Origin of the sequence: Nonomuraea sp. NPDC048881 (assembly GCF_040649795.1) — a bacterium.
In the GTDB taxonomy this organism is placed as follows: domain Bacteria; phylum Actinomycetota; class Actinomycetes; order Streptosporangiales; family Streptosporangiaceae; genus Nonomuraea.
This window is the reverse complement of sequence record NZ_JBEZGC010000006.1, coordinates 349610-370219: the sequence shown is the minus strand read 5'-3', so window position 1 is coordinate 370219 and position 20610 is coordinate 349610. Positions and strand designations below refer to the sequence as shown.

16 protein-coding genes are annotated in these 20610 nt (G+C 74.7%); 8 read left to right on the top strand and 8 right to left on the bottom strand.

From position 1 onward, the window contains the following. The first annotated feature begins 5 nt into the window (after positions 1 to 5). Positions 6 to 1448 (top strand): MDR family MFS transporter, encoded by a 1443-nt coding sequence (locus AB0C33_RS23820; protein ID WP_358291477.1) that lies wholly within the window; start codon positions 6 to 8, stop codon positions 1446 to 1448. A 38-nt stretch (positions 1449 to 1486) separates the two neighbouring features. On the opposite strand, the gene AB0C33_RS23815 is transcribed toward AB0C33_RS23820, so the two are convergent. From AB0C33_RS23815 to AB0C33_RS23805, 3 genes are all read right to left on the bottom strand, one after another. Beyond that, positions 1487 to 2140 (bottom strand): response regulator transcription factor, encoded by a 654-nt coding sequence (locus AB0C33_RS23815; protein WP_358291475.1) that lies wholly within the window; start codon positions 2138 to 2140, stop codon positions 1487 to 1489. Beyond that, positions 2125 to 3456 carry a histidine kinase gene (locus tag AB0C33_RS23810; protein ID WP_358291473.1) on the bottom strand — a complete coding sequence of 444 codons (1332 nt, stop codon included), beginning with the start codon at positions 3454 to 3456 and terminating at the stop codon, positions 2125 to 2127. The genes AB0C33_RS23815 and AB0C33_RS23810 overlap by 16 nt, the downstream gene beginning before the upstream one ends. 177 nt (positions 3457 to 3633) lie before the next feature. Beyond that, positions 3634 to 4521 carry a LysR substrate-binding domain-containing protein gene (locus tag AB0C33_RS23805; RefSeq protein ID WP_352366157.1) on the bottom strand — a complete coding sequence of 296 codons (888 nt, stop codon included), beginning with the start codon at positions 4519 to 4521 and terminating at the stop codon, positions 3634 to 3636. A 110-nt stretch (positions 4522 to 4631) separates the two neighbouring features. Here AB0C33_RS23805 and AB0C33_RS23800 point away from each other — a divergent pair, with 110 nt between their 5' ends. The 6 genes from AB0C33_RS23800 (at position 4632) to AB0C33_RS23775 (ending at position 10834) form a co-directional block, all read left to right on the top strand. Further along, the gene (locus tag AB0C33_RS23800; protein ID WP_358291471.1) at positions 4632 to 5510 is read left to right on the top strand and encodes an NAD(P)H-binding protein; all 879 of its coding nucleotides are present in this window, start codon (positions 4632 to 4634) and stop codon (positions 5508 to 5510) included. Positions 5511 to 5589: 79 nt separating this feature from the next. After that, a complete protein-coding gene (locus AB0C33_RS23795) occupies positions 5590 to 6249 on the top strand; it encodes a helix-turn-helix domain-containing protein (RefSeq protein WP_358291469.1) in 660 nt (219 codons plus the stop codon). A gap of 9 nt (positions 6250 to 6258) precedes the next feature. Then, on the top strand, positions 6259 to 7461 hold the full coding sequence (locus AB0C33_RS23790) for a cytochrome P450 (protein ID WP_358291467.1): 1203 nt from the start codon (positions 6259 to 6261) through the stop codon (positions 7459 to 7461). Between the two features lie 151 nt (positions 7462 to 7612). Then, positions 7613 to 8299: a hypothetical protein gene (locus AB0C33_RS23785; RefSeq protein WP_358291465.1), complete on the top strand. Its 687-nt coding sequence runs from the start codon at positions 7613 to 7615 to the stop codon at positions 8297 to 8299. 154 nt (positions 8300 to 8453) lie between these two features. Then, a complete protein-coding gene (locus tag AB0C33_RS23780) occupies positions 8454 to 8696 on the top strand; it encodes a hypothetical protein (protein ID WP_358291463.1) in 243 nt (80 codons plus the stop codon). Then, on the top strand, positions 8696 to 10834 hold the full coding sequence (locus AB0C33_RS23775) for a peptidase domain-containing ABC transporter (protein ID WP_358291461.1): 2139 nt from the start codon (positions 8696 to 8698) through the stop codon (positions 10832 to 10834). Before AB0C33_RS23780 ends, AB0C33_RS23775 begins: the two co-directional genes overlap by 1 nt. A gap of 5 nt (positions 10835 to 10839) precedes the next feature. On the opposite strand, the gene AB0C33_RS23770 is transcribed toward AB0C33_RS23775, so the two are convergent. The 3 genes from AB0C33_RS23770 to AB0C33_RS23760 all read right to left on the bottom strand — a co-directional run bounded on the left by AB0C33_RS23770 (position 10840) and on the right by AB0C33_RS23760 (position 15128). Then, a complete protein-coding gene (locus tag AB0C33_RS23770) occupies positions 10840 to 13071 on the bottom strand; it encodes a polysaccharide lyase 8 family protein (protein ID WP_358291459.1) in 2232 nt (743 codons plus the stop codon). A 40-nt stretch (positions 13072 to 13111) separates the two neighbouring features. Beyond that, positions 13112 to 14086, bottom strand: a complete 975-nt coding sequence (locus tag AB0C33_RS23765) for a zinc-binding dehydrogenase (protein ID WP_358291457.1) — start codon at positions 14084 to 14086, stop codon at positions 13112 to 13114. Positions 14087 to 14147: 61 nt separating this feature from the next. Next, positions 14148 to 15128 carry an AsnC family transcriptional regulator gene (locus tag AB0C33_RS23760; RefSeq protein ID WP_358291456.1) on the bottom strand — a complete coding sequence of 327 codons (981 nt, stop codon included), beginning with the start codon at positions 15126 to 15128 and terminating at the stop codon, positions 14148 to 14150. A gap of 85 nt (positions 15129 to 15213) precedes the next feature. On the opposite strand from AB0C33_RS23760, the gene AB0C33_RS23755 reads away from it, so the two are divergent. Further along, positions 15214 to 16593 (top strand): MFS transporter, encoded by a 1380-nt coding sequence (locus AB0C33_RS23755; protein ID WP_358291454.1) that lies wholly within the window; start codon positions 15214 to 15216, stop codon positions 16591 to 16593. Here AB0C33_RS23755 and AB0C33_RS23750 read toward each other — a convergent pair. Further along, positions 16585 to 17775, bottom strand: a complete 1191-nt coding sequence (locus AB0C33_RS23750) for a hypothetical protein (protein WP_358291452.1) — start codon at positions 17773 to 17775, stop codon at positions 16585 to 16587. The two genes, AB0C33_RS23755 and AB0C33_RS23750, sit on opposite strands and share 9 nt — an antisense overlap. A 45-nt stretch (positions 17776 to 17820) precedes the next feature. After that, positions 17821 to 20607: a BTAD domain-containing putative transcriptional regulator gene (locus AB0C33_RS23745; RefSeq protein ID WP_358291450.1), complete on the bottom strand. Its 2787-nt coding sequence runs from the start codon at positions 20605 to 20607 to the stop codon at positions 17821 to 17823. Positions 20608 to 20610 lie beyond the last annotated feature (3 nt).

Sequence of the window (20610 nt, the reverse complement as noted above, 5' to 3'; positions counted from 1 at the left end):
GTACCGTGTCCAGCCCACAACTCGAATCATCCGCCAAGGGCGTGTCCGCCGGTTCGGGCCGTACGCCCGCCGTGATCCGGTTGCTGGTGCTGGCGACGTTCGTGGTCGTGCTCAACGAGACGATCATGATCAACGCGATCCCCCGGCTGATGGACGCCATGCACATCACCGAGCAGACCGCCCAGTGGCTCTCCACGGCCTTCATGCTGACCATGGCCGGGGTCATCCCGATCACCGGCTGGTTCCTGCAGCGGGTCACCACCCGCACGGCGTACACCACCGCCATGGGGCTGTTCCTGCTGGGCACGGCGCTGGCCGCGGTCGCGCCGGTGTTCGGGGTGCTGCTGGGGGCCCGGATCGTCCAGGCGTCCGGCACGGCCGTGATGATGCCGCTGCTGATGACCACGCTGATGCAGGTCGTGCCGGAGAAGGACCGGGGGCGGGTGATGGGCAACGTGACGCTGGCGATCTCCGTCGCCCCGGCCATGGGCCCGGCGATCTCCGGGGTGATCCTGCACTTCGGGTCGTGGCGGCTGCTGTTCGCGGTGGTGCTGCCGATCGCCGGGCTGATCACGTGGAGCGGCCTGCGGCAGCTCAGGAACACCGGTGAGCCCGAGGTCAGCACGATCGACTGGTTCAGCGTGGTGACGGCGGCGGCCGGGTTCGGCGGGCTGGTCTACGGGCTCAGCCGGTTCGAGGGCGGGGACGTGCGCGTCGCCGCCGCGATCACGGCGGCCGGGCTGGTCACCATCGCCGTCTTCGTGGTGCGCCAGCTCGTGCTGCAGAGGCGCGGCGCGCCGCTGATGGACCTGCGCACGTTGCGCCACCGCACGTACACGGTGGCGCTGGTGCTGATGTCGGTGGCCTTCATGGCGATGCTCGGGTCGATGATCCTGCTGCCTCTCTACCTGCAGAACGTCCGGGCGCTCAGCCCGCTGGAGACCGGGCTCCTGGTGATGCCGGGCGGGCTGGCGATGGGCCTGCTCGGCCCGGCCGTCGGCCGCGTGTTCGACAACCACGGCGGCCGGGTGCTGGTCATCCCCGGCGCGATCGGGATCATGCTCGCGCTGGCCGGGTTCACCCAGGTCACGATGACGATGCCCTACTGGCAGCTTCTGGGCCTGCACGCGCTGCTCATGGTGAGCCTGGCCGCGACCTTCACCCCGGTCTTCACGCTCGGGCTCGGAGCGGTCCCGCCGCACCTGTACCCGCACGGCAGCTCGATCCTGAGCACGCTCCAGCAGGTCGCCGCGGCGATCGGCACCGCGCTGGTGGTCACCGTGATGAGCGCGCGGGCCGACACCCTGCGGGCCGAGGGCCTGACGCAGGCGCTGGCGACCCTCGGCGGCATGCGGCTGGCGTTCGTGGTGGGCGCGGTCCTGTCGGTGGCGGTGGTGGTGACCGCGCTGCTGCTGCCGTCCCGGGCGGAGCGCGCCGCCGAGCACTAGGAGCGCACCGTCGAGCGCTAGGAGCGCGCCGTCGAGCGCTAGGGGGCGGTGGCGCCCAGGTAGGTGAGGACGGCGCGCACCCGGCGGTTGGTGTCGTCGTCGGCGGCGAGGCCGAGCTTGGCGAAGATCGTGGTCGTGTACTTGCTGATGGCGCCCTCGCTGAGGAACAACCGGGCCGCGATCGCCGCGTTCGACAGGCCCTCGGCCATCAGTTCGAGCACCGAGCGCTCGCGTTCGGTGAGGGTGGCGAGGGGGTCGGCGTGGGCGGGGCGGCCCAGCAGCTTCGCGACCACCGTCGGGTCGAGCGCCGTGCCGCCGTCGGCGACGCGGGCGAGCGCGTCCATGAACTGGCCGGCGTCGAGCACGCGGTCCTTGAGCTGGTAGCCGATGCCGCCCTGGCCGTCGGCCAGCAGTTCGCGGGCGTAGAGCTGCTCCACGTGCTGGGAGAGGATCAGCACGGGCAGGCCCGGCACCTCGCGGCGGGCGGCGAGCGCGGCCTGGAGCCCCTCGTCGGAGAAGGTCGGCGGCAGCCGCACGTCCACGACGGCCACGTCGGGACGGTGGCCGACCAGCGCTTCGAGCGCCGCGGGCCCGGAGTCGACGGCCGCGACGACGGTGTGCCCGTACGCCTGGACGAGACGGACGAGCCCGTCGCGGAGCAGGAAGAGATCCTCGGCTATGACAATTCGCACGGCACCGCCACTGAGACGCGGGTGGGACCCCCGAGGGGGCTGTCGATGTCCAGACGGCCGCCGAAGGCGGCCATCCGGCGTCTGACGCCGTCCAGCCCGGAGCCGGCGGACGCGCTCGCCCCGCCGGCGCCGTCGTCGGTGACGGTCGCGGTGAGGGTCCGCGCCTGCGGCTGGTAGCCGAGCTCGACGGTCGCCCGGGTGGCGCGGGCGTGTTTGGCCACGTTCGCCAGCAGCTCGGCGACGGCGAAGTAGACCGCGGACTCGACCGGACGCTCGGGCCGCGCGGGCACGGAACTGCGTACGGCCACCTCGACGGGCGCGTCGAGCGCCAGGGCCCGGACGGCGTCGACCAGGCCGCGCTCGGTGAGCACCGGCGGGTTGATGCCGCGCACCAGCGAGCGCAGCTCGGCCAGCGCCGCGATCGACGAGGCGCGGGCGTCGGCCAGGATGGCGCGCGCGGCGGCGGGGTCGGTCTCCAGGAGGTGTTCCGCGGCCTGCATCGACATGCCCATGCCGACCAGCCGCGCCTGGGCCCCGTCGTGCAGGCCGCGCTCGATGCGTTCGAGCTCGGCGGCCTGGGTCTGGGTGAGATCGGCGCGGACGGCCTCCAGCTCCGCCACCCGCCGGCCGAGCCGCGAGTCCGGGATCGGGCCGAGGAAGCGGCCGGCCAGGGGGCCGAGGACGCGCCAGGCGAACGGCGCGGCGGCCAGCCCGGCGACGATGAGCGCGAGGCCGAGGCCGCGGAAGTCCGGGACGAGCGTCAGGTAGGCACCGCCGGCCAGGCCGACCAGCGGCAGGGCGGCGACCGGCAGCACGGTCAGCCCGGCGAGCACGCACCACAGCCCGTCCCAGTGCAGCTGGGGGTCGTGGAAGCGGGCGTTCATCCGGGCGCGGCGGCGGGCCTCCCGTTCGGACTTGTGGTACTCCTCGCCGTCCCACCAGTGGCCGGTGGCCATGCGGGTGACCGGCGAGGGGGTGCGGTAGGCGACCTCGATGCGCAGGCCGAGCCAGCGCGCGGCGAGTCGGCGGGCGGCCTGGCTGAAGGTGCGGCTGGTCAGCGGGTGCACGACCCACAGGGCGACGGCGATCCACAGGATCACCACCAGCGTCTCGCCCAGCAGCGCCAGGGCCACGACGAACGAGGGCGCGGTCAGGTTCGCCGACCAGGAGTAGGCCAGCGCGGCGCCGAAGTGGCCGACGACGACGCCGACGGCCGGCATCAGGCAGGTCAGCAGGACCAGGACGGCCGAGCGGCAGAGCCCGAGCACGATCTCGGCGCCCCAGCGCAGGGGCCCGCCCCTCGCGGGCGGTCTCACCTGCCAGCGTCCTTCGGCACGGCGCCAATTGTGCCAGGCTGCCCTTTTCGGCGAGGTCCGGGCACCCCTTTGATCGTCCTGAGCGGGCGGGCTGTCACGTCTGTCTTCTCCGGTTCCCGGGCGGTGCCGCCCGACCTGGGAGAACGTACGGCTGCATGCCCCTCCCCCGGTATCCCGCTACGCCCCCGTACGAAGTGGGCCCAGACCCACCGCGACGGCGACGGCGGCGCGGACGAACGCGGCCACCGCCGGCGAGCGGGACCCCTGCGGCCACCCCACGGCCAGCTCGGACGGCGACAGGTCGGCGACCTCCCGGTAGGCGATGCCCGGCCGGGGGTGCCGCCGCGCCACCGAGACGGGGACGAACCAGACGGCGCTCCCCAGTTCCACCAGGTTGCAGACCTGGGCCAGGTCCAGGCCGGTGCGGCGCGGCCGGTGGCCGGGGAGGGGTTCGGCGCCGTCCCGCTCGGCAGGGGTGCCGTCGGGCAGCGGCCGGCCGGCCAGGTCGGCCATGGCGAGGACGGGCCGGGCGGCCAGCGGGTCGGCGGCCGGCAGCGCGACCAGACGGGGCTCGCTCAGCAGCGGCTCGGTGTCGAGGTCGCGGTCGTCGAAGGGGGTGGTCAGCAGCGCGACGTCGGCCCGGCCGTCGCGCAGGGCGGGGGCCTGCTCGTTGCGCCCGCCCAGCAGCAGCTCGACCGGGAGCGCGCCCTCCTCGTCGCGGTAGGCCGCGAGGATCCGCGGCAGCAGCCCGGCGTCGTAGTCGGCCTTGAGCGCCACCCGGAGCCCCGGCTCGGGACGGGCCGCGTGCCGGACCCGGCGGGCCGCCGCGGCGACCGCGTCGAGGGCGGCCCGGGCGTCGCGCAGGAAGACCTCGCCCGGCGGGGTGAGCGCGACCTGCCGCGTGGTGCGCTCCAGCAGGCGCACGCCCAGCCGGCGTTCCAGCTCGCGGATCGCCCGGGACAGCGGGGGCTGCGCCATGCCCAGCCGCTCGGCGGCCCGCCCGAAGTGCAGCTCCTCGGCCACGGCCACGAAGTAGCGGAGCTCGCGGACCTCCAGGTCATTCATATCCGCAGGGTATCAATGGTGATCGGATCGGTCCTTCAGGTTCGCCGCCGCGCTCGGTTGACTGGCCGTGCCCCCCAGCACGACTGTCACCGATTCCCCTGGAGTTCTCCTTGATCGTCATCACCACGCCCACCGGCCGGATCGGCCGGCAGGTTCTCGACCTCGTCCTGGCCGCGGACGAGCAGGTCCGCGTCGTCGTGCGGGACCCGGCCCGGCTGCCGGCGGCCGTGCGGGAGCGGGTGGAGGTCGTGCCGGGTTCGCACGGCGACGCCCGCGTCGTCGAGGAGGCGTTCGCGGGCGCCGACGCCGTGCTCTGGATCGTCCCGCCGAATCCGCGGGCCGCCGGCCTCGACGCGGCCTACCTGGACTTCAGCCGTCCGGCCTGCGAGGCGTTCGTGCGCCGCGGGGTGGGCCGGGTGGTCGGGGTCTCGGCCCTGGGCCGCGGCCTGCCGCTGAACGCCGGTCTCGTGACGGCCTCGCTGGCCATGGACGACCTGATCGCCGCCACGGGCGTGCCCTACCGGGCCCTGACAATGCCCTCGTTCATGGACAACCTGCTCGACCAGGCGGCGGTGATCAGGGACCAGGGCGTGTTCTTCTCGCCGGTCCACGGTGACCTGAAGGCCCCCGCCTGCGCCACCCGCGACATCGCGGCGGTGGCCGCCGGGCTGCTGCTCGACCGCGACTGGACCGGGCGGGCCGACGTCCCGGTGCTCGGTCCGGAGGACCTGTCGGGCGAGGACATGGCGCGGATCATGTCCGAGGTGCTGGGACGGCCGGTCGGCCTGCGGCACGTGCCGATGGCGGCGTTCAGGGCCATGCTGGCCGAGCAGGGCTGGTCGGAGGCGATGGCCCAGGGGATGGCCGACATGATGGAGGCCAAGAACCAGGGGCTGGACAACGCCGAGCCGCGTACCCCGCAGGCCGGCACGCCCACCGGTTTCCGTCAGTGGTGCGAGGAGGAGCTGCGGCCGGCCGTCCTGGGCTGAGCGGTCCCTTGTGCGGGGCTCGGGTGCGGCGTAGCGTGACTGATGACCAGATTTCATATCTAGTCACGAGGTGTGGCGCATGGCGGAAAGGGCGGACCGGATCCTCGACGCCGCGGGCGAGCTGCTCCTGCGTCACGGCTACCGCAGGGTCACCGTCGACGACATCGCGGGCCGCGCCGGGGTCGGCAAGGGCACCATCTACCTGCACTGGCGGACCAAGAACGAGCTGTTCGAGGCGCTGCTGCTGCGGGAGTCCATCGAGGTCGTGGAGGAGTTCGCGGCGCTGCTGCGGCACGACCCCGCCCAGGTGTTGCCGCATCGTTTCTCGCGGGCGGCCTTCGTCTCCATGAGCCGCAGGCCGCTGCTGCGGGCGCTGTTCACCACCGACATCGAGCTGCTGGGCAAGCTGGCCAAGCATCCGCTGCGCAGCCACGACGTCCTCGCGGCCGAGCGGTTCCAGCGGGTGGCCGACCGGTACGGCCTGCTCAGGCCCGACATGCCGCACCCCCGGTACACGCTGAGCGCCGCGTCCACGGGTTTCTACCTGCTCGGCGGCATCGACACCGTCGGGACGGAGCTGAGCGTCGAGGAGCAGGCGGACGCGCTCGCCTTCACCGTGCGCCACGCCTTCGAGCCCGCCGTGCAGCCGTCCGCCGAGGTTCTGGAGGCGGCGGCGGCGGAGTACGTCGCAATTCTTGAGGAACTGATCCCGCCCTACCGAAAGTGGATCTACGACTAAGGAGAGGCGATGTCCGACATCGTCGAACGGTACAACATCTCCAAACAGCACTTCTGGCTGCACGGGCCGCGATCGGGCCCGTCCGTCGAGTACGACGCCGCCGCCGGGATGTACAACGTCCACGGCTACCAGGAAGTGCACGACGTGCTCGCCGACCCCGTCACGTTCTCCTCCGACACCATGCGGCTGATCCCCAAGGGGCTGCTGCCGGAGGGCGAGGACTTCTCGATGAAGGGGTTCATCACCCAGATCGACCCGCCGGAGCACGGCAAGCTGCGCAAGCTGGTCAGCAGCGCGTTCACCCGCAAGGTCGTCGCGGACCTCGAACCGCGGATCGCCCAGCTCACCCACGAGCTGCTCGACGCGGCCGACGGCCGCGACCGCCTGGAGCTGGTGGCCGACCTGGCCTACCCGCTCCCCGTCATCGTCATCGCCGAGCTGCTGGGGGTGCCGAGCAGCGACCGCGCCCTGTTCAGGCAGTGGGCCGACGGGCTGTTCCAGCGCGACGCCAAGGTCTCGCTCGCCGAGCCGGTGGAGGACCAGAGCGCGAACGTGGCGAACACCCTCAAACCATGGCGGGAGATGACGCAGTACCTCGCCGGGCACGCCGCGGAGCGCCGCCCGCGGCCCCGCGCCGACCTGCTCACCAAGCTGGTCGAGGCCGAGGTGGACGGCGAGCGCCTGCCCGACGACCAGGTCGTCAACTTCGCGATACTGCTGCTGCTCGCCGGGCACATCACCACGACGATGCTGCTCGGCAACACGGTGGTGTGCCTGGACGCCTTCCCCGGCGAGCAGGACAAGGTACGGGCCGACCGCTCCACCGTCCCGGCCGTGATCGAGGAGTCGTTGCGGCTGTTCACCCCGTTCGCCGCGCTGGGCCGGTCGACCACCCGCGAGGTCGAGCTGGGCGGGGTGACGATCCCGGCCGACAAGGTGGTCATGCTCTGGCTCGGCTCGGCCAACCGAGACCCTGAGCAGTTCCCCGACCCCGACGTCTTCGACGCCGGCCGCGACCCCAACCCGCATCTCGCCTTCGGCCGGGGCATCCACTTCTGCCTGGGCGCTCCGCTGGCCCGGCTGGAAGGGCGGGTGGCGCTGAACATCCTGCTCGACCGGGTCGGCGTCCTGCGCACCGATCCCGGCGACCCGGTGGTCTTCATGCCCACGCCGACCATGACGGGGGTGAACCGGCTTCCGCTCGTGCGGTGACCCGCCGCTGGGCGGGGGCCGGTTCCCGCCCTCGTCAAGCGCGGGTCCAGGACGCGGCAAAGTGCCGCGCGTCGCCGTGGGCGTCCCGTCCTGTGGGGGCCAAGGTGGCTTGTTCACCTTCGTCGCACCACAAGAGGGGACGATCCTGGCTATGAGCGGCAAGCAGCGGAAGCTGGAGCTGAGCGTGCCGCAGATCGTGGGAAGCGCCCTGGCCGCGGTCACCGCCGCGGTCGCGGCCTCCTACCTCGGGACGGCGGGGACGGTGATCGGCGCCGCGATGATGAGCGTGGCCAGCACCGTCATCGCCGACGTCTACACGCATTACCTCAAGCGCACGGGCGACAGGGTGAAGCAGCGCACGGCGGTCGCCCTGCGCGGGAAGAGGCCGCGGTGGGCCAGGGTGGGCGGCGCCGCGGCCCTGGTGTTCACCGTCAGCATGGGCAGCATCGTGATCTACGAGGTCATCGCGGACCGCACGGTGGCCGACCAGGTCGCCGGACGGACCCCGGGCCAGGCCGGCAAGGCCCCCGGCCGCAAGGACCGCAGGGACGGGCGGGCGGCCGGGGAGCCGCGGCGCGAACGTCCCGCGACCCGGCCGCCGAGCCCGACGCCGTCACCCGGGCCGTCCACCGGCCCGTCCGCGACGCCCACGCCGTCCGTGCCGGTCACGGTCACGCCGACGCCCACACCGGGCGGGACGGGGTCGGCCGGCCCGTCCCCCACGGCCACGCCGGACGCCACCCCCTCGGACCCCGTCCCCACCGCCCTGCCCTCGCCGACCGACAGGGACCCGGGCGAGCCGGCCGACCCGAACTTCGGCGACCTCCTCTTCCGCTGATCCGAGCGTCAGGCGGCCGCCGGCGGGCGGTGCGCCGAGCAGTGGATCCCAAGTGGCTTCCAAGTAGGCGTTCCTAGGCTTGCCGGGAGTCGAGTGGAGAAGCGGGTGAGCCATGGGGGTGGCGGGTGACGGTTCCAGGCGGGGGACGCCGGCCTTGAACGATCCGTACGGCAAGACGCGCCCTGCCCCGCGCCACGCGGCACCCGCCGCGCGGGACCCGCGGGAAGGGCAGGGCATCTACCGGGAGGAGGCGTTGCGGCACCGGGCGATGTCGCGGGTCACCCGGATGCCGCCGGTGATCAGCACCCCGTCGTTCCTCGCGCTGTGGCTGCTGGTGGCCGCGCTCCTCGCCACCGGCCTCCTGCTGACCATGGCCGCGGTGGAGGCGGTCGCCTGATGTTGCGCCGCCTGCCCGTACTGCTCCAGAACACCGACACCGAGTGCGGCGCGGCCTGCCTGGCCATGGTGCTGTGCCACCACGGGCACCGCACCACGCTCCACCAGGTCGCCGAGCGCCTCCAGGTCGGCAGGGACGGCCTGAGCGCCAAGGCCGTCGTGGACGGCGCCCGCGACCACGGCCTCAAGGCCCGCGCCTTCTCCCTGGCCCCCGAGGACCTGGCCCGCGTGCCGCTCCCCGCCGTCGCGCACTGGGAGTTCAACCACTTCATCGTGGTCGAACGCTGGTCCCCCGACCGCGTGGACGTCGTCGACCCCGGGCACGGCCGCCGCAGGCTGACGCCGGAGGAGTTCGGGGCCGGGTTCACCGGCGTGCTGCTGGTGTTCGAGCCGGGCGAGGGGTTCCGGCGCGGCACGACCTCGGCGGCGAGCGCCTGGCGCAGGGAGTTCGTCCGGACGCTGTTCCGGCGGCGCAGGGGGCTGCTCGCGCAGCTCATCGCGGCCTCGTTGCTGCTGCAGGTGCTCGGGCTGGCGCTGCCGATGTTCTCGCAGCTGCTCCTGGACTCCATCGTGCCCAGGCGGGCGGTGGACGTGCTGTCCCTGCTGGGCGTCTCCGTGCTGCTCGCGGGGGCGGCTCAGCTGGTGATCGGGTACCTGCGGGCGGCGCTGCTGGTCGCCGTACGGGCCCGTGCCGACCAGGAGCTCACCGAGAGCCTGGTCAGCCATCTGGTGACGCTGCCGTACCGGTACTTCCAGCAGCGCGGCAAGGGCGACCTGGTGACCAGGGCGGGCAGCGTCTCGACGCTCGGCGACATCCTCACCGGGCAGGTCGTGGCGGCGCTGCTGGACGGCCCGCTGGCCGTGGGCTACCTGGTGCTGGTCTACCTCTGGGACCCGGTGTTCGGGCTGGCGCTGACCGGGCTGGCCGTGCTGCAGACGGTCCTGCTGCTGGCCACGACCAGCCGGATCGCCACGCTGACCCGGCAGGAGCTGACGGCGCTGTCGGCGTCCCAGACCAGCCTGATCCAGACGATCACCGGCATCGAGACGCTGAAGGCGTCGGGCGCCGAGAAGCGGGCCGTGGACCAGTGGTCGTCGCACTTCGCCAGGCAGCTCAACGCGGACGTGCGGGCCGGGCTGACCAGGGGGCTGCTGGAATCGGCGCTGGCCGCGATCCGGGTGACGGCGCCGCTCGGGCTGCTGTGGCTGGGCGCCTGGCGGGTGCTCGACGGGCAGCTCACGGTGGGCGCGCTGGTGGCGCTGAACGCCATCGCGCTCGGCGCGCTGACCCCGCTCGGCTCGCTGATGACCGGGCTGCAGAGCCTCCAGCAGGCCGGCGCGCACTTCGACCGGCTGTCCGACATCCTGGCCTCGGAGCCGGAGCCGAGCAACGGCATCGAGGTGCTGCGGCTGCGGGGCGCGGTCGAGCTGCGCGGGGTGAGCTTCCGCCACGACCCGCGCGCCCCCTGGACCGTGCGCGACGTCTCGGTCTCCATCCGCCCTGGTCAGAAGGTCGCCCTGGTGGGCGCGTCCGGCTCGGGCAAGAGCACGCTGGCCCGGCTGCTGCTCGCGCTGCACACGCCCGTGCTCGGCGAGATCCGTTACGACGGCGTCCCGGCCGCCGAGCTGAACCTGCGCACGCTGCGCCGCCAGTTCGGCGTGGTCACCCAGGATCCGTCCCTGTTCAACGGCTCGATCAGGGAGAACATCGCGCTGAACGAGCCGGGCGCGTCCCTGGAGCGGGTGGTCGCCGCGGCCCGCCTGGCGGCGCTGCACGACGAGATCATGGACATGCCCATGGGGTACGAGACGATGCTCACCGACGGCGGCGGCCTGTCGGGCGGCCAGCGGCAGCGGCTCGCCCTGGCCCGCGCCGTCCTGTCGCGCCCGAAGGTGCTGCTGCTCGACGAGGCCACCAGCAACCTCGACAGCGCCACGGAGGCGGCCATCGAGGCGAACCTGAGCCGGCTCGTCCAGACCAGGATCGTGATCGCCCACCGGCTCAGCACGGTCAGGGACGCCGACCTGATCCTCGTGATCGACGCGGGCCGGGTGGTGCAACGCGGCACCCACGACGAGCTGACGGCCATCGGCGGCAAGTACGCCGAGCTGGTCGCCGCCCAGGCCGTGCTCTCCTGACCCCGTCACGACAGCCGGACGGTCACCGTCACCGAAGCGCCCTCCAGGTCGGCCGTCGGCCCGAAGACGAGCCTCAGCCGGTCGCCCGTCGCCGCCCCCGTGAGCAGCGGGTGGCCGCGCAGCACGCCGGCGACCGGCCGGTCCCAGGTCACGGTGAGCCCGTCCAGGTCGCGCCGGGGGTCGGCCACGGTCACGGTGGCCGTGCCCGCGGCGTCCTCCCTGACCAGCACGGCGCAGGGCCCGGAGGCGGCGAGCGGGCCGGCGGCGCCCTCGTTCCAGAAGGCGGCCGCGGTGACGCCCAGCGCGTCCACCCGGACGGCCTGCCGCCGCGCGGTGTTGGCGAGCACGCGGGCCCACCCGGGATCGGCGGCCCTGGCGGCCGTGCGCGCGCGGCTCGCGCCCGGCAGCAGCAGGTAGACGTAGTCCGCCTGGTCCGGATCGACGCCGTGGTCGAGCCAGAGCGTGACGTAGTCGCGGTCGCCGCGCCGTTCGCGCAGGGTGCGCAGGCCGTCCGGCACCACGTAGCCGCCGTGGCCGTCGAGGTGCGCCCACCCCGCCCGGAGATCGGCGGTCAGGGGGGCGGCGGTCCTGCGGTTGTCCACGATCGTCTCGACCGGCACGCCGTCCGCGGCGCTGATCCCCGCGCCGAGGCAGACCACGGCGTCGTCGAGGAAGAACCACGACTTGAACGCCTCCATCGTGCTGTCGAGGCCGTTCAGGTGCTGGCCGACGACGGCGTACATGCCGTCCGTGGCGCCGCCGACCCAGCGGCCGGGCGGGCAGGTGTCGCCCCAGGCCGGGCCCGCGCCGTCGGGCAGCCGCCGGGTGGAGACGGTCGTGCCGGGCAGCCGGTAGGGGTCGACGGTCGTCCAGAACGAGTCGGAGTACTGGTCGGCGTGGCCGCCGGCCCACCAGTAGAGCAGGCCGGAGCCGGTGTGCCAGCCGCGCAGGTTCTCGCCGTTGCCGTGCTCGTAGTGGCCGATCGTGGCGGAGGCCATGCTGAGCGCGGCGCACCAGCCCGGCCGGCGGTGCACGGCCCGCGCGCTCATCGGGAACAGCCGGTGGCCGACGGGCTCCGGCGCGGCGGCCACGGCGTCGTCGGCCAGGACGGCGGTCAGGCGGGCGTGGAAGGCCGGGCCGGCCTCGTCCTGCATGGGACGGCACGTCTGGCGTACCGCCCAGCCCTTGACCATCGCCTGCCAGCGGGCCCGGTCGGCGGCCGGGGCCATCTCGCCGAGCAGCAGGATCGCGGCGGCCAGCTCGCGGCCCCTGTCGTGGTCGCCGAACGGCTTCCTGCCGATCCCCCTGCCGCGCACCAGGTCCATGCAGAACCCGTCGTGCACGAACGGTGCGAACGACCGCTCCACCATGGCGAACACGGTCGGGTCCACGACCTCCCACGGCGTGCCGCGCAGCACCGCGAACAACGTCGCGAGCCCGGTGAGCAGCGTCACCCCGTAGCCGCCCTGGTACGGCACGGTCGAATGCTGGACGAAGGACCCGTCCCGGTAGAAACCATCTCCCTCGGCGACCACGCGGAACACCGGGGCGAGCGCCGAGGCCGCCAGCGCCGCCTTGCCGGGGTCGGCCCTGAGCATGGCGCGCAGCAACGTCACCACGCACAGGTCCACCCGGTTGGCGGCGGTGCTGGTGCCGCTGTAGTCGCCGAGGCGGCTCTCGGGCACGAAGTGGTCGACCGCGTCCCGCAGCGCGGCGCTGCGCCGCTCGCCCAGGTGCGGCCCGACCAGCACGGCCGCGTCGAGCAGCGCCCTCGGCACGCCGATCTCCCAGTGCCACCAGTTGCCCGCCGGGTCGGCGCCGGCGGCGTACACGTGGCGGCGGTAGTGGTCGATCCCGGCGGCGACGGCGGCGGCCAGGGTGGCGTCGCCGGTCAGCCCCGTCCCCGGCAGCGCGTACGCGCGGGCCATGGCCAGCAGCCGCCCCGGCGTCGCGGCGAACGACGGGAACGGCTGGTCCGCCCAGAGCGACGTGCCCGTGTACGCCATGGCCGCGCGGTACCGGGCCGCCCGCCGGCCCGTCTCGGCCAGCCGCGTCCGGTACGGCTCCGCGCCCGCGTCGAACCCCGACCCAAGCGTCACCTCGCGCCACTGGCGGCGCAGCCTGACGAAGGAGTCGTCCGGCGTGTGGGCGGGCTCGGACCGGGCGAGCGCCCCCGCCACGGCGGCCACGGCGACCGCGCCCGCCTGGAGGAGGAGTCGCCTGGACGGCCGGTGCACGCCTCGATTATGACCCCGGCATCCCAGGGCCCGCGGGCGGTCAGACCTCCAGCAGGGTCTTGCCGTTCACCGCGCGGGCCTCGATCGCCGCGTGCGCCTCGGCCGCCCGCTCCAGCGGGAACGTGCGCCCGACGACCGCCTTGAGCCGCCCGGCCGCCGCCTCGGCGAGCGCACGCACGGCCCGCTCGTTCCCGTCCTGGCCCAGGCCGGCCAGCTGCTCCAGACCGATCACCGTGACGCCCCGGCGGTCGGCCTCCGCCGGATCGACGGTCGTGGCGCTGCCGCTGGACGCGCCGTGCACGGAGAACCGCCCGCCGCGCGCGGTCACCTCGAACGCCTGGCGGCCGAGCTCGCCGCCCACGCCGTCGAAGACCACGTCGGGGCCGCGCCCGCCGGTCGCGTCGAGGACCTCCTGGGTCCAGCCGGGACGCGAGTAGTCGACGGTCGCCTCGGCGCCGAGCCCGGCGACCACCGCCAGCTTGGCCGCACCGCCCGCCGCCCCGATGACCCGGGCACCGGCCGCGCGTGCGAGCTGCACGAGCAGGCTGCCGAGCCCGCCGGCCGCGGCCTGGACGAGCACCCGTTCGCCGGGCCGGATCGCGGCGTTCGCGAACAGGCCCACGGCCGTGTTGCCGTCGATGAGCAGCGCCGTGGCGTCGGCCAGCGCGAGCCCGTCCGGCACCTCGATCAGGTCCGCGGCCCTGGCCACGACCAGTTCGGCGTTCCCGCCGCCGAAGCCCGGCGTACGGGTCACCACCCGCCGCCCCACCAGCCCGGCATCGACGTCAGCGCCCACGGACAACACGAGCCCGCCGACGCCCGCACCCGGCACGTACGGCGGCTCCGGCAGCGGCGGCCCCGGCGTGATCCCCCGCCTGAGCTGCGTCTCGATGAAATTGATCTCGGCGAAGCCGACCTTCACCACGACCTCGCCCGGCCCGGCCACCGGGTCCGGGACGGTCCGCGTCTCCAGCACCTCGGGGCCGCCGAACCGCGTCACCTGCACCACTCTCATGACCACTCCTCATCCCGCGAAAACGTCCACGGCCAGCGTGCAACCTCAAGACGACTTGAGGTCAACTCGTCAGCCCGGCGCCCGCCCGCTTGATGGTCCTGATGATCGGCGCGGTCTCGATGTGCCGGATGGCGGGCAGCGCGCCCAGGCTGTCGGTGAGGTAGCGGTAGAAGGCGGTGTCGTCGCGGCACACCACGCTGGCCGCGAGGTTCGTCGGGCCCGTGGTCGCCCCGGCGAAGGCGACCTCCGGGTGCTCGGCCAGCGCCCGGCCGGTGGCGTCGAGGTCGGCGGGCGGCACCGACATCCACAGCTGGGCCTCGACCCGGTAGTCCAGGAGCCGGGGCAGCACGTCCATGTCGAAGAACAGGGCGCCGGCCGCGCAGAGCTGTTCCATCCGCCGCCGGACCGTGGACTCCGACCAGCCGGTCGCCGCCGCCAGGTCGGCGTGGCCGGTGCGGCCGTCGCGGGACAGCTCGGCCAGCAGCGCGTCGTCGCCGGGGCCGAGCGTCACGTCCTCGCCGGTGTCGCGGGGGGCGTACACGCGGCCGGCCCGCAGGTGGGCGACCTGGTCGGCGGAGAGCGCGGCGAGCCCGGCCCAGCCGATGCGGCCGCCGACGAACATGTGCAGGGTCCGGTGCGCCGACACCGCGAGCACCCGGTTGGTCCTGGCCAGCTTGGTCAGCAGCAGCGGCTCGCGTTCCCGGTCGAGGCGCTGGATGGCGCCGCAGGAGATCTCGGTGCCGCCGGACAGCAGGTGCACCCAGAACGTGTCGGGCCGCCGTCCGAGTGCCTCGGCGATCGAGGCGCCGGCGTCGGGCGTGCAGCGCAGCCGGATGGCCCACGACTGGTGGCCGAGCCGCTGCCGGTCCACCACGCCGACGACCCGGATCCCGCCGCCGGAGCGCAGCCGCCGGTAGCGGCGGGCCACCCGCTGGTCGGACACTCCCAGCACCTCGGCGATCCGGCTGAACGAGGCCCGCCCGTCCACCTGCAACGCGTGCAGCAGCCCGCGGTCGACCTCGTCGAGGGTGACGTTTTCCACCAGATCAGGCTACAGAGCGCGGAAAACCGGCAGAAGAGCCTCGACGGCTAGGGTTATCCCCCGTCCGGGCCGGACCCTTGCCGCCATGAACACGACACTGACCCGTACGAGCTGGTGGCCGCTGGCCGCCGCCTGCCTGGGCGCCTTCATGCTCCTGGTGGACGTGACCATCGTCATGGTGGCCCTGCCCGGCATCACCGCCGACCTGAAGATGTCCTTCACCGACGCCCAATGGCTCCTGGACGGCTACGCCCTGGCCCTGGCCGCGCTGCTGCTGGCGGCCGGCTCGGTCGCCGACCACGCAGGGCGGCGCAAGGTGTACCTGATCGCCCTCTGCGTGTTCGCGCTCGCCTCCCTGGCCTGCGGCCTCGCGCCCACCGGGGGCCTGCTGCTGGCGGCCCGCGTGCTGCAGGGGGCGGGCGGCGCCGCCATGATGGCCACGACGCTGGCCCTGATCAGCGCCACCTACCACGGCCGGGAGCGCGGCATCGCGTTCGGCGTGTGGGGCGGCGTGAACGGGGCCGCCGCGGCGCTCGCCCCCGTGCTCGGCGGGCTGCTCACCGAGCACCTGCACTGGCGGGCCGTCTTCCTGGTGAACCTGCCCATCAGCCTGGCCGCCGCCTGGATGACCTGGCGCACGGTCGGCGAGTCCCGCCTGCCGGGCGGGGGCCGGCTGGACCTGGCCGGGATGGGCACGTTCACCCTGGCGGCGGGCGCGCTCACCTACGGGCTGATCGAGGCCGGGCCGAACGGCTGGACGTCGGCGCGCGCGCTGGCGCCGCTCGCCGTGGCGGTGCTCGCGTTCGCCGCGTTCGTGCTGGTGGAGTCGCGCGGCGCGCATCCCATGGTGGACCTGCGGCTGTTCGCGAACAAGGCGTTCAGCGGGATCATGGCGGGGGCCGGGCTGCTCATGCCGGCCGCGTTCGCCTGCCTGGCCTTCACCTCGCTGTGGTTGCAGCAGGCCGGCGGGCTGGGGCTCGGGCCGGTCCAGGCGGGGCTGGCGCTGACGCCGATGGCCGGTACCTCGCTGGTCGTCTCGGTCGCCGCCGCCCGCCTGCTCCCCCGGCTGACGGCGCGCGCCGCGGTCGGCGGCGGGCTGCTGCTGATCGCCGCGGGCGCGCTGCTGCAGGGCATGCTCGACGAGCACTCCACGTGGACGGCGCTCGCGCCGGGCCTGGTGGTGACCGGGATCGGCGTCGGCCTGGCCATCCCGGCCCTCAGCTCGGCCGCCATGGCGCACGTCCCGCCGCACCGGGCCGGGATGGCGGCGGGCGCGGTCAACACCGTCAGGCAGCTCGGGTACGCCCTCGGCGTCGCCGCCTTCGGCATCCTGTTCCAGGACGGCATGACCGGGCCGGCTTCGTTCCCCTCGGCGCTGAACGCCGTCTACCTGGCCGCCGCGGTCACCGGGCTGTTCGCCGGGCTGCTGGTGCTGGCCGCCGTCCGGCCGGCGCGGTCAGCGTGAGCGGGGCGGCGGCTCGCGGGCCAGCCAGGTGAGGGCGGCCAGCAGGTGCACCCGCCACCAGTAGCCGTCGTGGCCGCCGATCCACGCCGTGCACCGGTGGGCCACGCCCGCCCCGGCCAGGCGCGCGGCCAGCGAGCGCGCGCAGTCGAGCGAGGCCGGTTCGAGCGTGCCCGCCGCGAGGTAGCGGGGCACCCGTACGGAGGTGTCGAGGAGCTGCGGCAGCAGGTCGGGGCTGAGGGCGACGGCCGCGGCGATCCGGCCGGGGCACCGGTCGGCGGCGGTCAGCGCGAAGGCCGCGCCTTCGGAGAAGCCTGCGCTGATGACGTGGCTCGCCTCGGGGAAGCCGGGCAGGACCTCGCCGACGACGAACGCCAGGTGCGCCGCGAAGCGCCGCGGGTCGGCGTAGGGCAGGTACTCCCTGGCCCGCCCGTCCGGGTACGGCCCCGGCGCGCCGGCGGCGTGCGGGCCGACCAGGATCAGCGGCGGCAGCGCGCCGGCCAGGATCGCCGGCTCCAGCACCCGGGCGTGCGACTCGGCGGCCTGCCCGTCGGCCAGCAGGCACAGGGGCATCGGCCGGATCGGGCCGGGCGGCCGGTAGACGGTGATCGCGCGGCGCTCGCCCAGGTGGACGCTGCTGATCTCGCGGGTGACCAGCGTGCCGGCGAGCCGGGCGGCCGTCGCGGGGGCGGGGGCGGCGCGGGAGCCGTGCCAGATCCGCTCCACCGGCCGGCCGCCGGGAGGCACCGCGGTGACGCCGATCACGGCCCGGTCCAGGTGCCGTACGCGCAGGGACAGCTCCCACAGGTCGGCCGCCCCCTTGACCGGCCACATCGGGAACCGCACGCCGCCGGCGAGCTGGGCGTTCGGCCCCTGCCAGAGCACGTGCAGCACGTCGTCGTCCTCGCCCCAGACGGCCAGCGGCCCGCCGGTCAGCATGGGCCGCAGCTCGGCCAGGGCCCGCCGCCGCCACACGCGGGCGAAGTGCACGCCGTCGGGCAGCTCGTGGGCGTAGCGGCGCCTGGCCCGGCGGCGGTTGCCCCGCAGCAGCGCCTGGTTGCGCTGGGCGAGCGTCTCGCGGCCGGCGGCGGCGCGTTCCTCGTCCGTCACGCCGGCCTCGCCGAAGGCGACCTTGTCACCGTGGAACTCGATGGTCTGCACGGCGAGCCGATCACCTGGGGGCATACCTGTACCAAAGCCTGCCGGCCCGCCCGGCGCAAGAATCCCAGGTCAGTGGACGCGGCTCCGGATCAGCCGGTCGAGCAGGGCGTGCACCTGGGCGGGTGACAGGGCGGCGCCCTCGCGCAGGCACTCGGCCAGCTCGGCGGCGGGCAGCGCGTGCCGGATCAGCGCCTCCCGCTCGGCGCCGTCGGCCGGGTCCAGCTCCGGCGGCGAGAAGCCGACCCGGGTCCCGACCGCCTCGACCGCGCCGAGCAGGCGGGCGCCGTCCCGCGGCAGCCCGCCCGCGGTGAGCACCCCGGCCAGCGTGTGCGCCATGACCAGCCAGGACGTGACGTCCTTGTCCTCGTCGAGCATGCGCAGGATCGGCAGCCCGGACGCCAGGGGCCGGTCGGTACGGCCGCCCAGCAGGTCGATCTTCATCAGCAGCCAGGTCGAGGAGGCGGTGACGAAGCGGTGTCCCGTCCTGGTGGCCACCTCGATCGACCGGGTCAGCCAGCCGGCCGCCTCACCGGTCTCCCGGGCGAACACCAGCAGCATGCCGAGCACCATCAGCGCCTCGGCGTGCAGCCACGCCATGCCGGCCACCTCGGCCAGGTCGAGCGCGGCACGGGCGTCGGCCAGGGCGTTCGGCGCCCCGCACAGGCCGCCGAACAGCGCGCGGTAGGTCAGGGCGCGCCCCTCGGCGACCAGGTCGTCGGCCAGGCGGGCCATCTCGGCCGCCTCCCTGGCCCGCCGGCTCGCGGCGACGAAGTCGCCAGCCAGGTAGTGCAGCCCGGCCATGCCGATCAGCGCCTGGGAGCGCACGCCGGGCTCGGCGTCGGGGTAGAGCTCCATGGCCGCCGACAGGCTGGCCAGCCCCTCGGCGACGTGGCCCCGGCGGTACCAGAACCACGACAGCAGGCCGGTGAGCCGCAGCGCGTAACCGCCGTCGCCGGCCAGCATCGCCGAGGTGAACGCGGCCCGGTGCTCGGCCTGGTCGGCGAGGAGCACCTCCATCGCGGCGGTCGCCCCCTCGCCGCGGATCCTGGCGTCGGCGGCCTCGGCGCGGGTCAGCACCCAGGCGCGATGCGCGGCCTGGGCCTCGGCCAGCTCGGCCGGGTCCTGCCGGGCGCGGGCGAACTCCTTGATCGTCTCCAGCAGCCGGTAGCGGCGCGGCGAGGTGCCGGGCTCGACGGCGACCAGCGACTTGCGCACCAGCGCGCCCAGGCCGCCCAGGACCGGCCGCCCGCACACCGCGGCCGCGGCGTCCAGGTCGAAGCCGGAGGCGAACGCGCCGAGCCGGTGGAACAGCTCGCGCTCGGCGGGTTCGAGCAGGTCGTAGCTCCACTCCACGGTACGGGCCAGCGTGCGGTGCCGCTGCGGGCCGGCGCCGTCGGTGAGCACGCTGAACCTGTCGTCCATCGAGGTGAGGATCTGCTCGACCGACAACATGCGGCACTGTCCGGCGGCCAGCTCGACCGCCAGGGGCAGCCCGTCGAGCCCCAGGCAGAGGCGTTCGGCGTTGGCCAGCTCGGCGGGCGTCGGCTCCCAGCCGGGGGCGGCGGCCCTGGCCCGGCTCAGGAACAGGTCGCGGGCGTCGGCCGTGGACAGCGGCGGCACGTCGTACAGGGCCTCGCCCGGCACGCCGAGCGTCTCGCGGCTGGTGGCCAGCACGCGTACGCCGCCCGCCCCGGCCAGCAGCTCGGACACCGTGTCCCGGACGGCCGTCACGAGGTGCTCGCAGTTGTCGATCACCAGCAGCGGGCTGCGGCCGCGCAGCGCGTACGCCAGGCGTTGCCCGGTGACCGGCCCGGTGAGCCCGAGCACCTGGGCGATGGCCCCGGCCACCAGCGAGGGGTCGGCCAGCCCGGCCAGCTCGACCAGCCACGGCCCGTCGGCGTCGTCCCTGGCCCGCGCGGTCTCCAGCGCCAGCCGGGTCTTTCCGATGCCGCCCGGCCCGCTGAGCGTGACCAGCCGGTGCTCGGCGAGCAGCGCGGCCACCTGCTCGACCTCGGCCGCCCGGCCGACCAGCGCGGTCACGGGGAAGGGCAGGTTGCCGCCGCGTTCCGGCAGCGGCGCGGCGCCGCCGGGACGCAGCGCGTCGTCCTGGGCCAGCACCGCCGCCTCCAGCTCGCGCAGCCCCGGCCCCGGATCGATGCCCAGCTCCTCGGCCAGCACGCGGCGGGCGGAGCGCAGCGCGGCCAGCGCGTCGCCCTGGCGGCCCGACCGGTACAGGGCCAGCACCAGCAGCTCCCAGCCGCGCTCGCTCATGGGCTGCTCGGCGGTGAGCTTCTCCAGCTCCGGCACCACGGCCGCGTGCCGTCCGAGGGCGAGCTGCGCGGCGAACAGGCTCTCCCGCGCCGACAGGAACAGCCCCTGGAGCCGCGCGATCTCCGGGACGGCGAAGGCCGCGCCCGCGAACTCCCCGTACGGCTGCCCGCCCCACAGCTCCACGGCCTCGCTCAGCACCGCCAGCGCCGAGCTGTGGTCGCCCGACTCCAGCAGGAGCTGCCCTTCGGCGACCTTGCGGGCGAACCGCTCGGCGTCCACGGCGTCGGGCTCGACGCGCAGCGTGTAGCCGTTGCCGACGCGGGCCAGCACGCTCTGCGGCGACCGGCTGGTCCGGCCGGGTTCGAGTGCTCTGCGCAGCCTGGTGATGTAGGAGTGCAGAGTGGGCATCGAGGCGGGCTCGCCCTCGTCCCAGGCGGCGTCGAGCACGCGTTCGGCCGAGACCACCTGCCCGCGCGCCGCGACCAGCACGGCGAGCACCGCGCGCTGTCTCGGGCCGCCGAGCGCGACCTCCACCCCGTCGATCTCGGCCACGATGGGCCCCAGCACCTTGACGCGCAGCGCCACTTT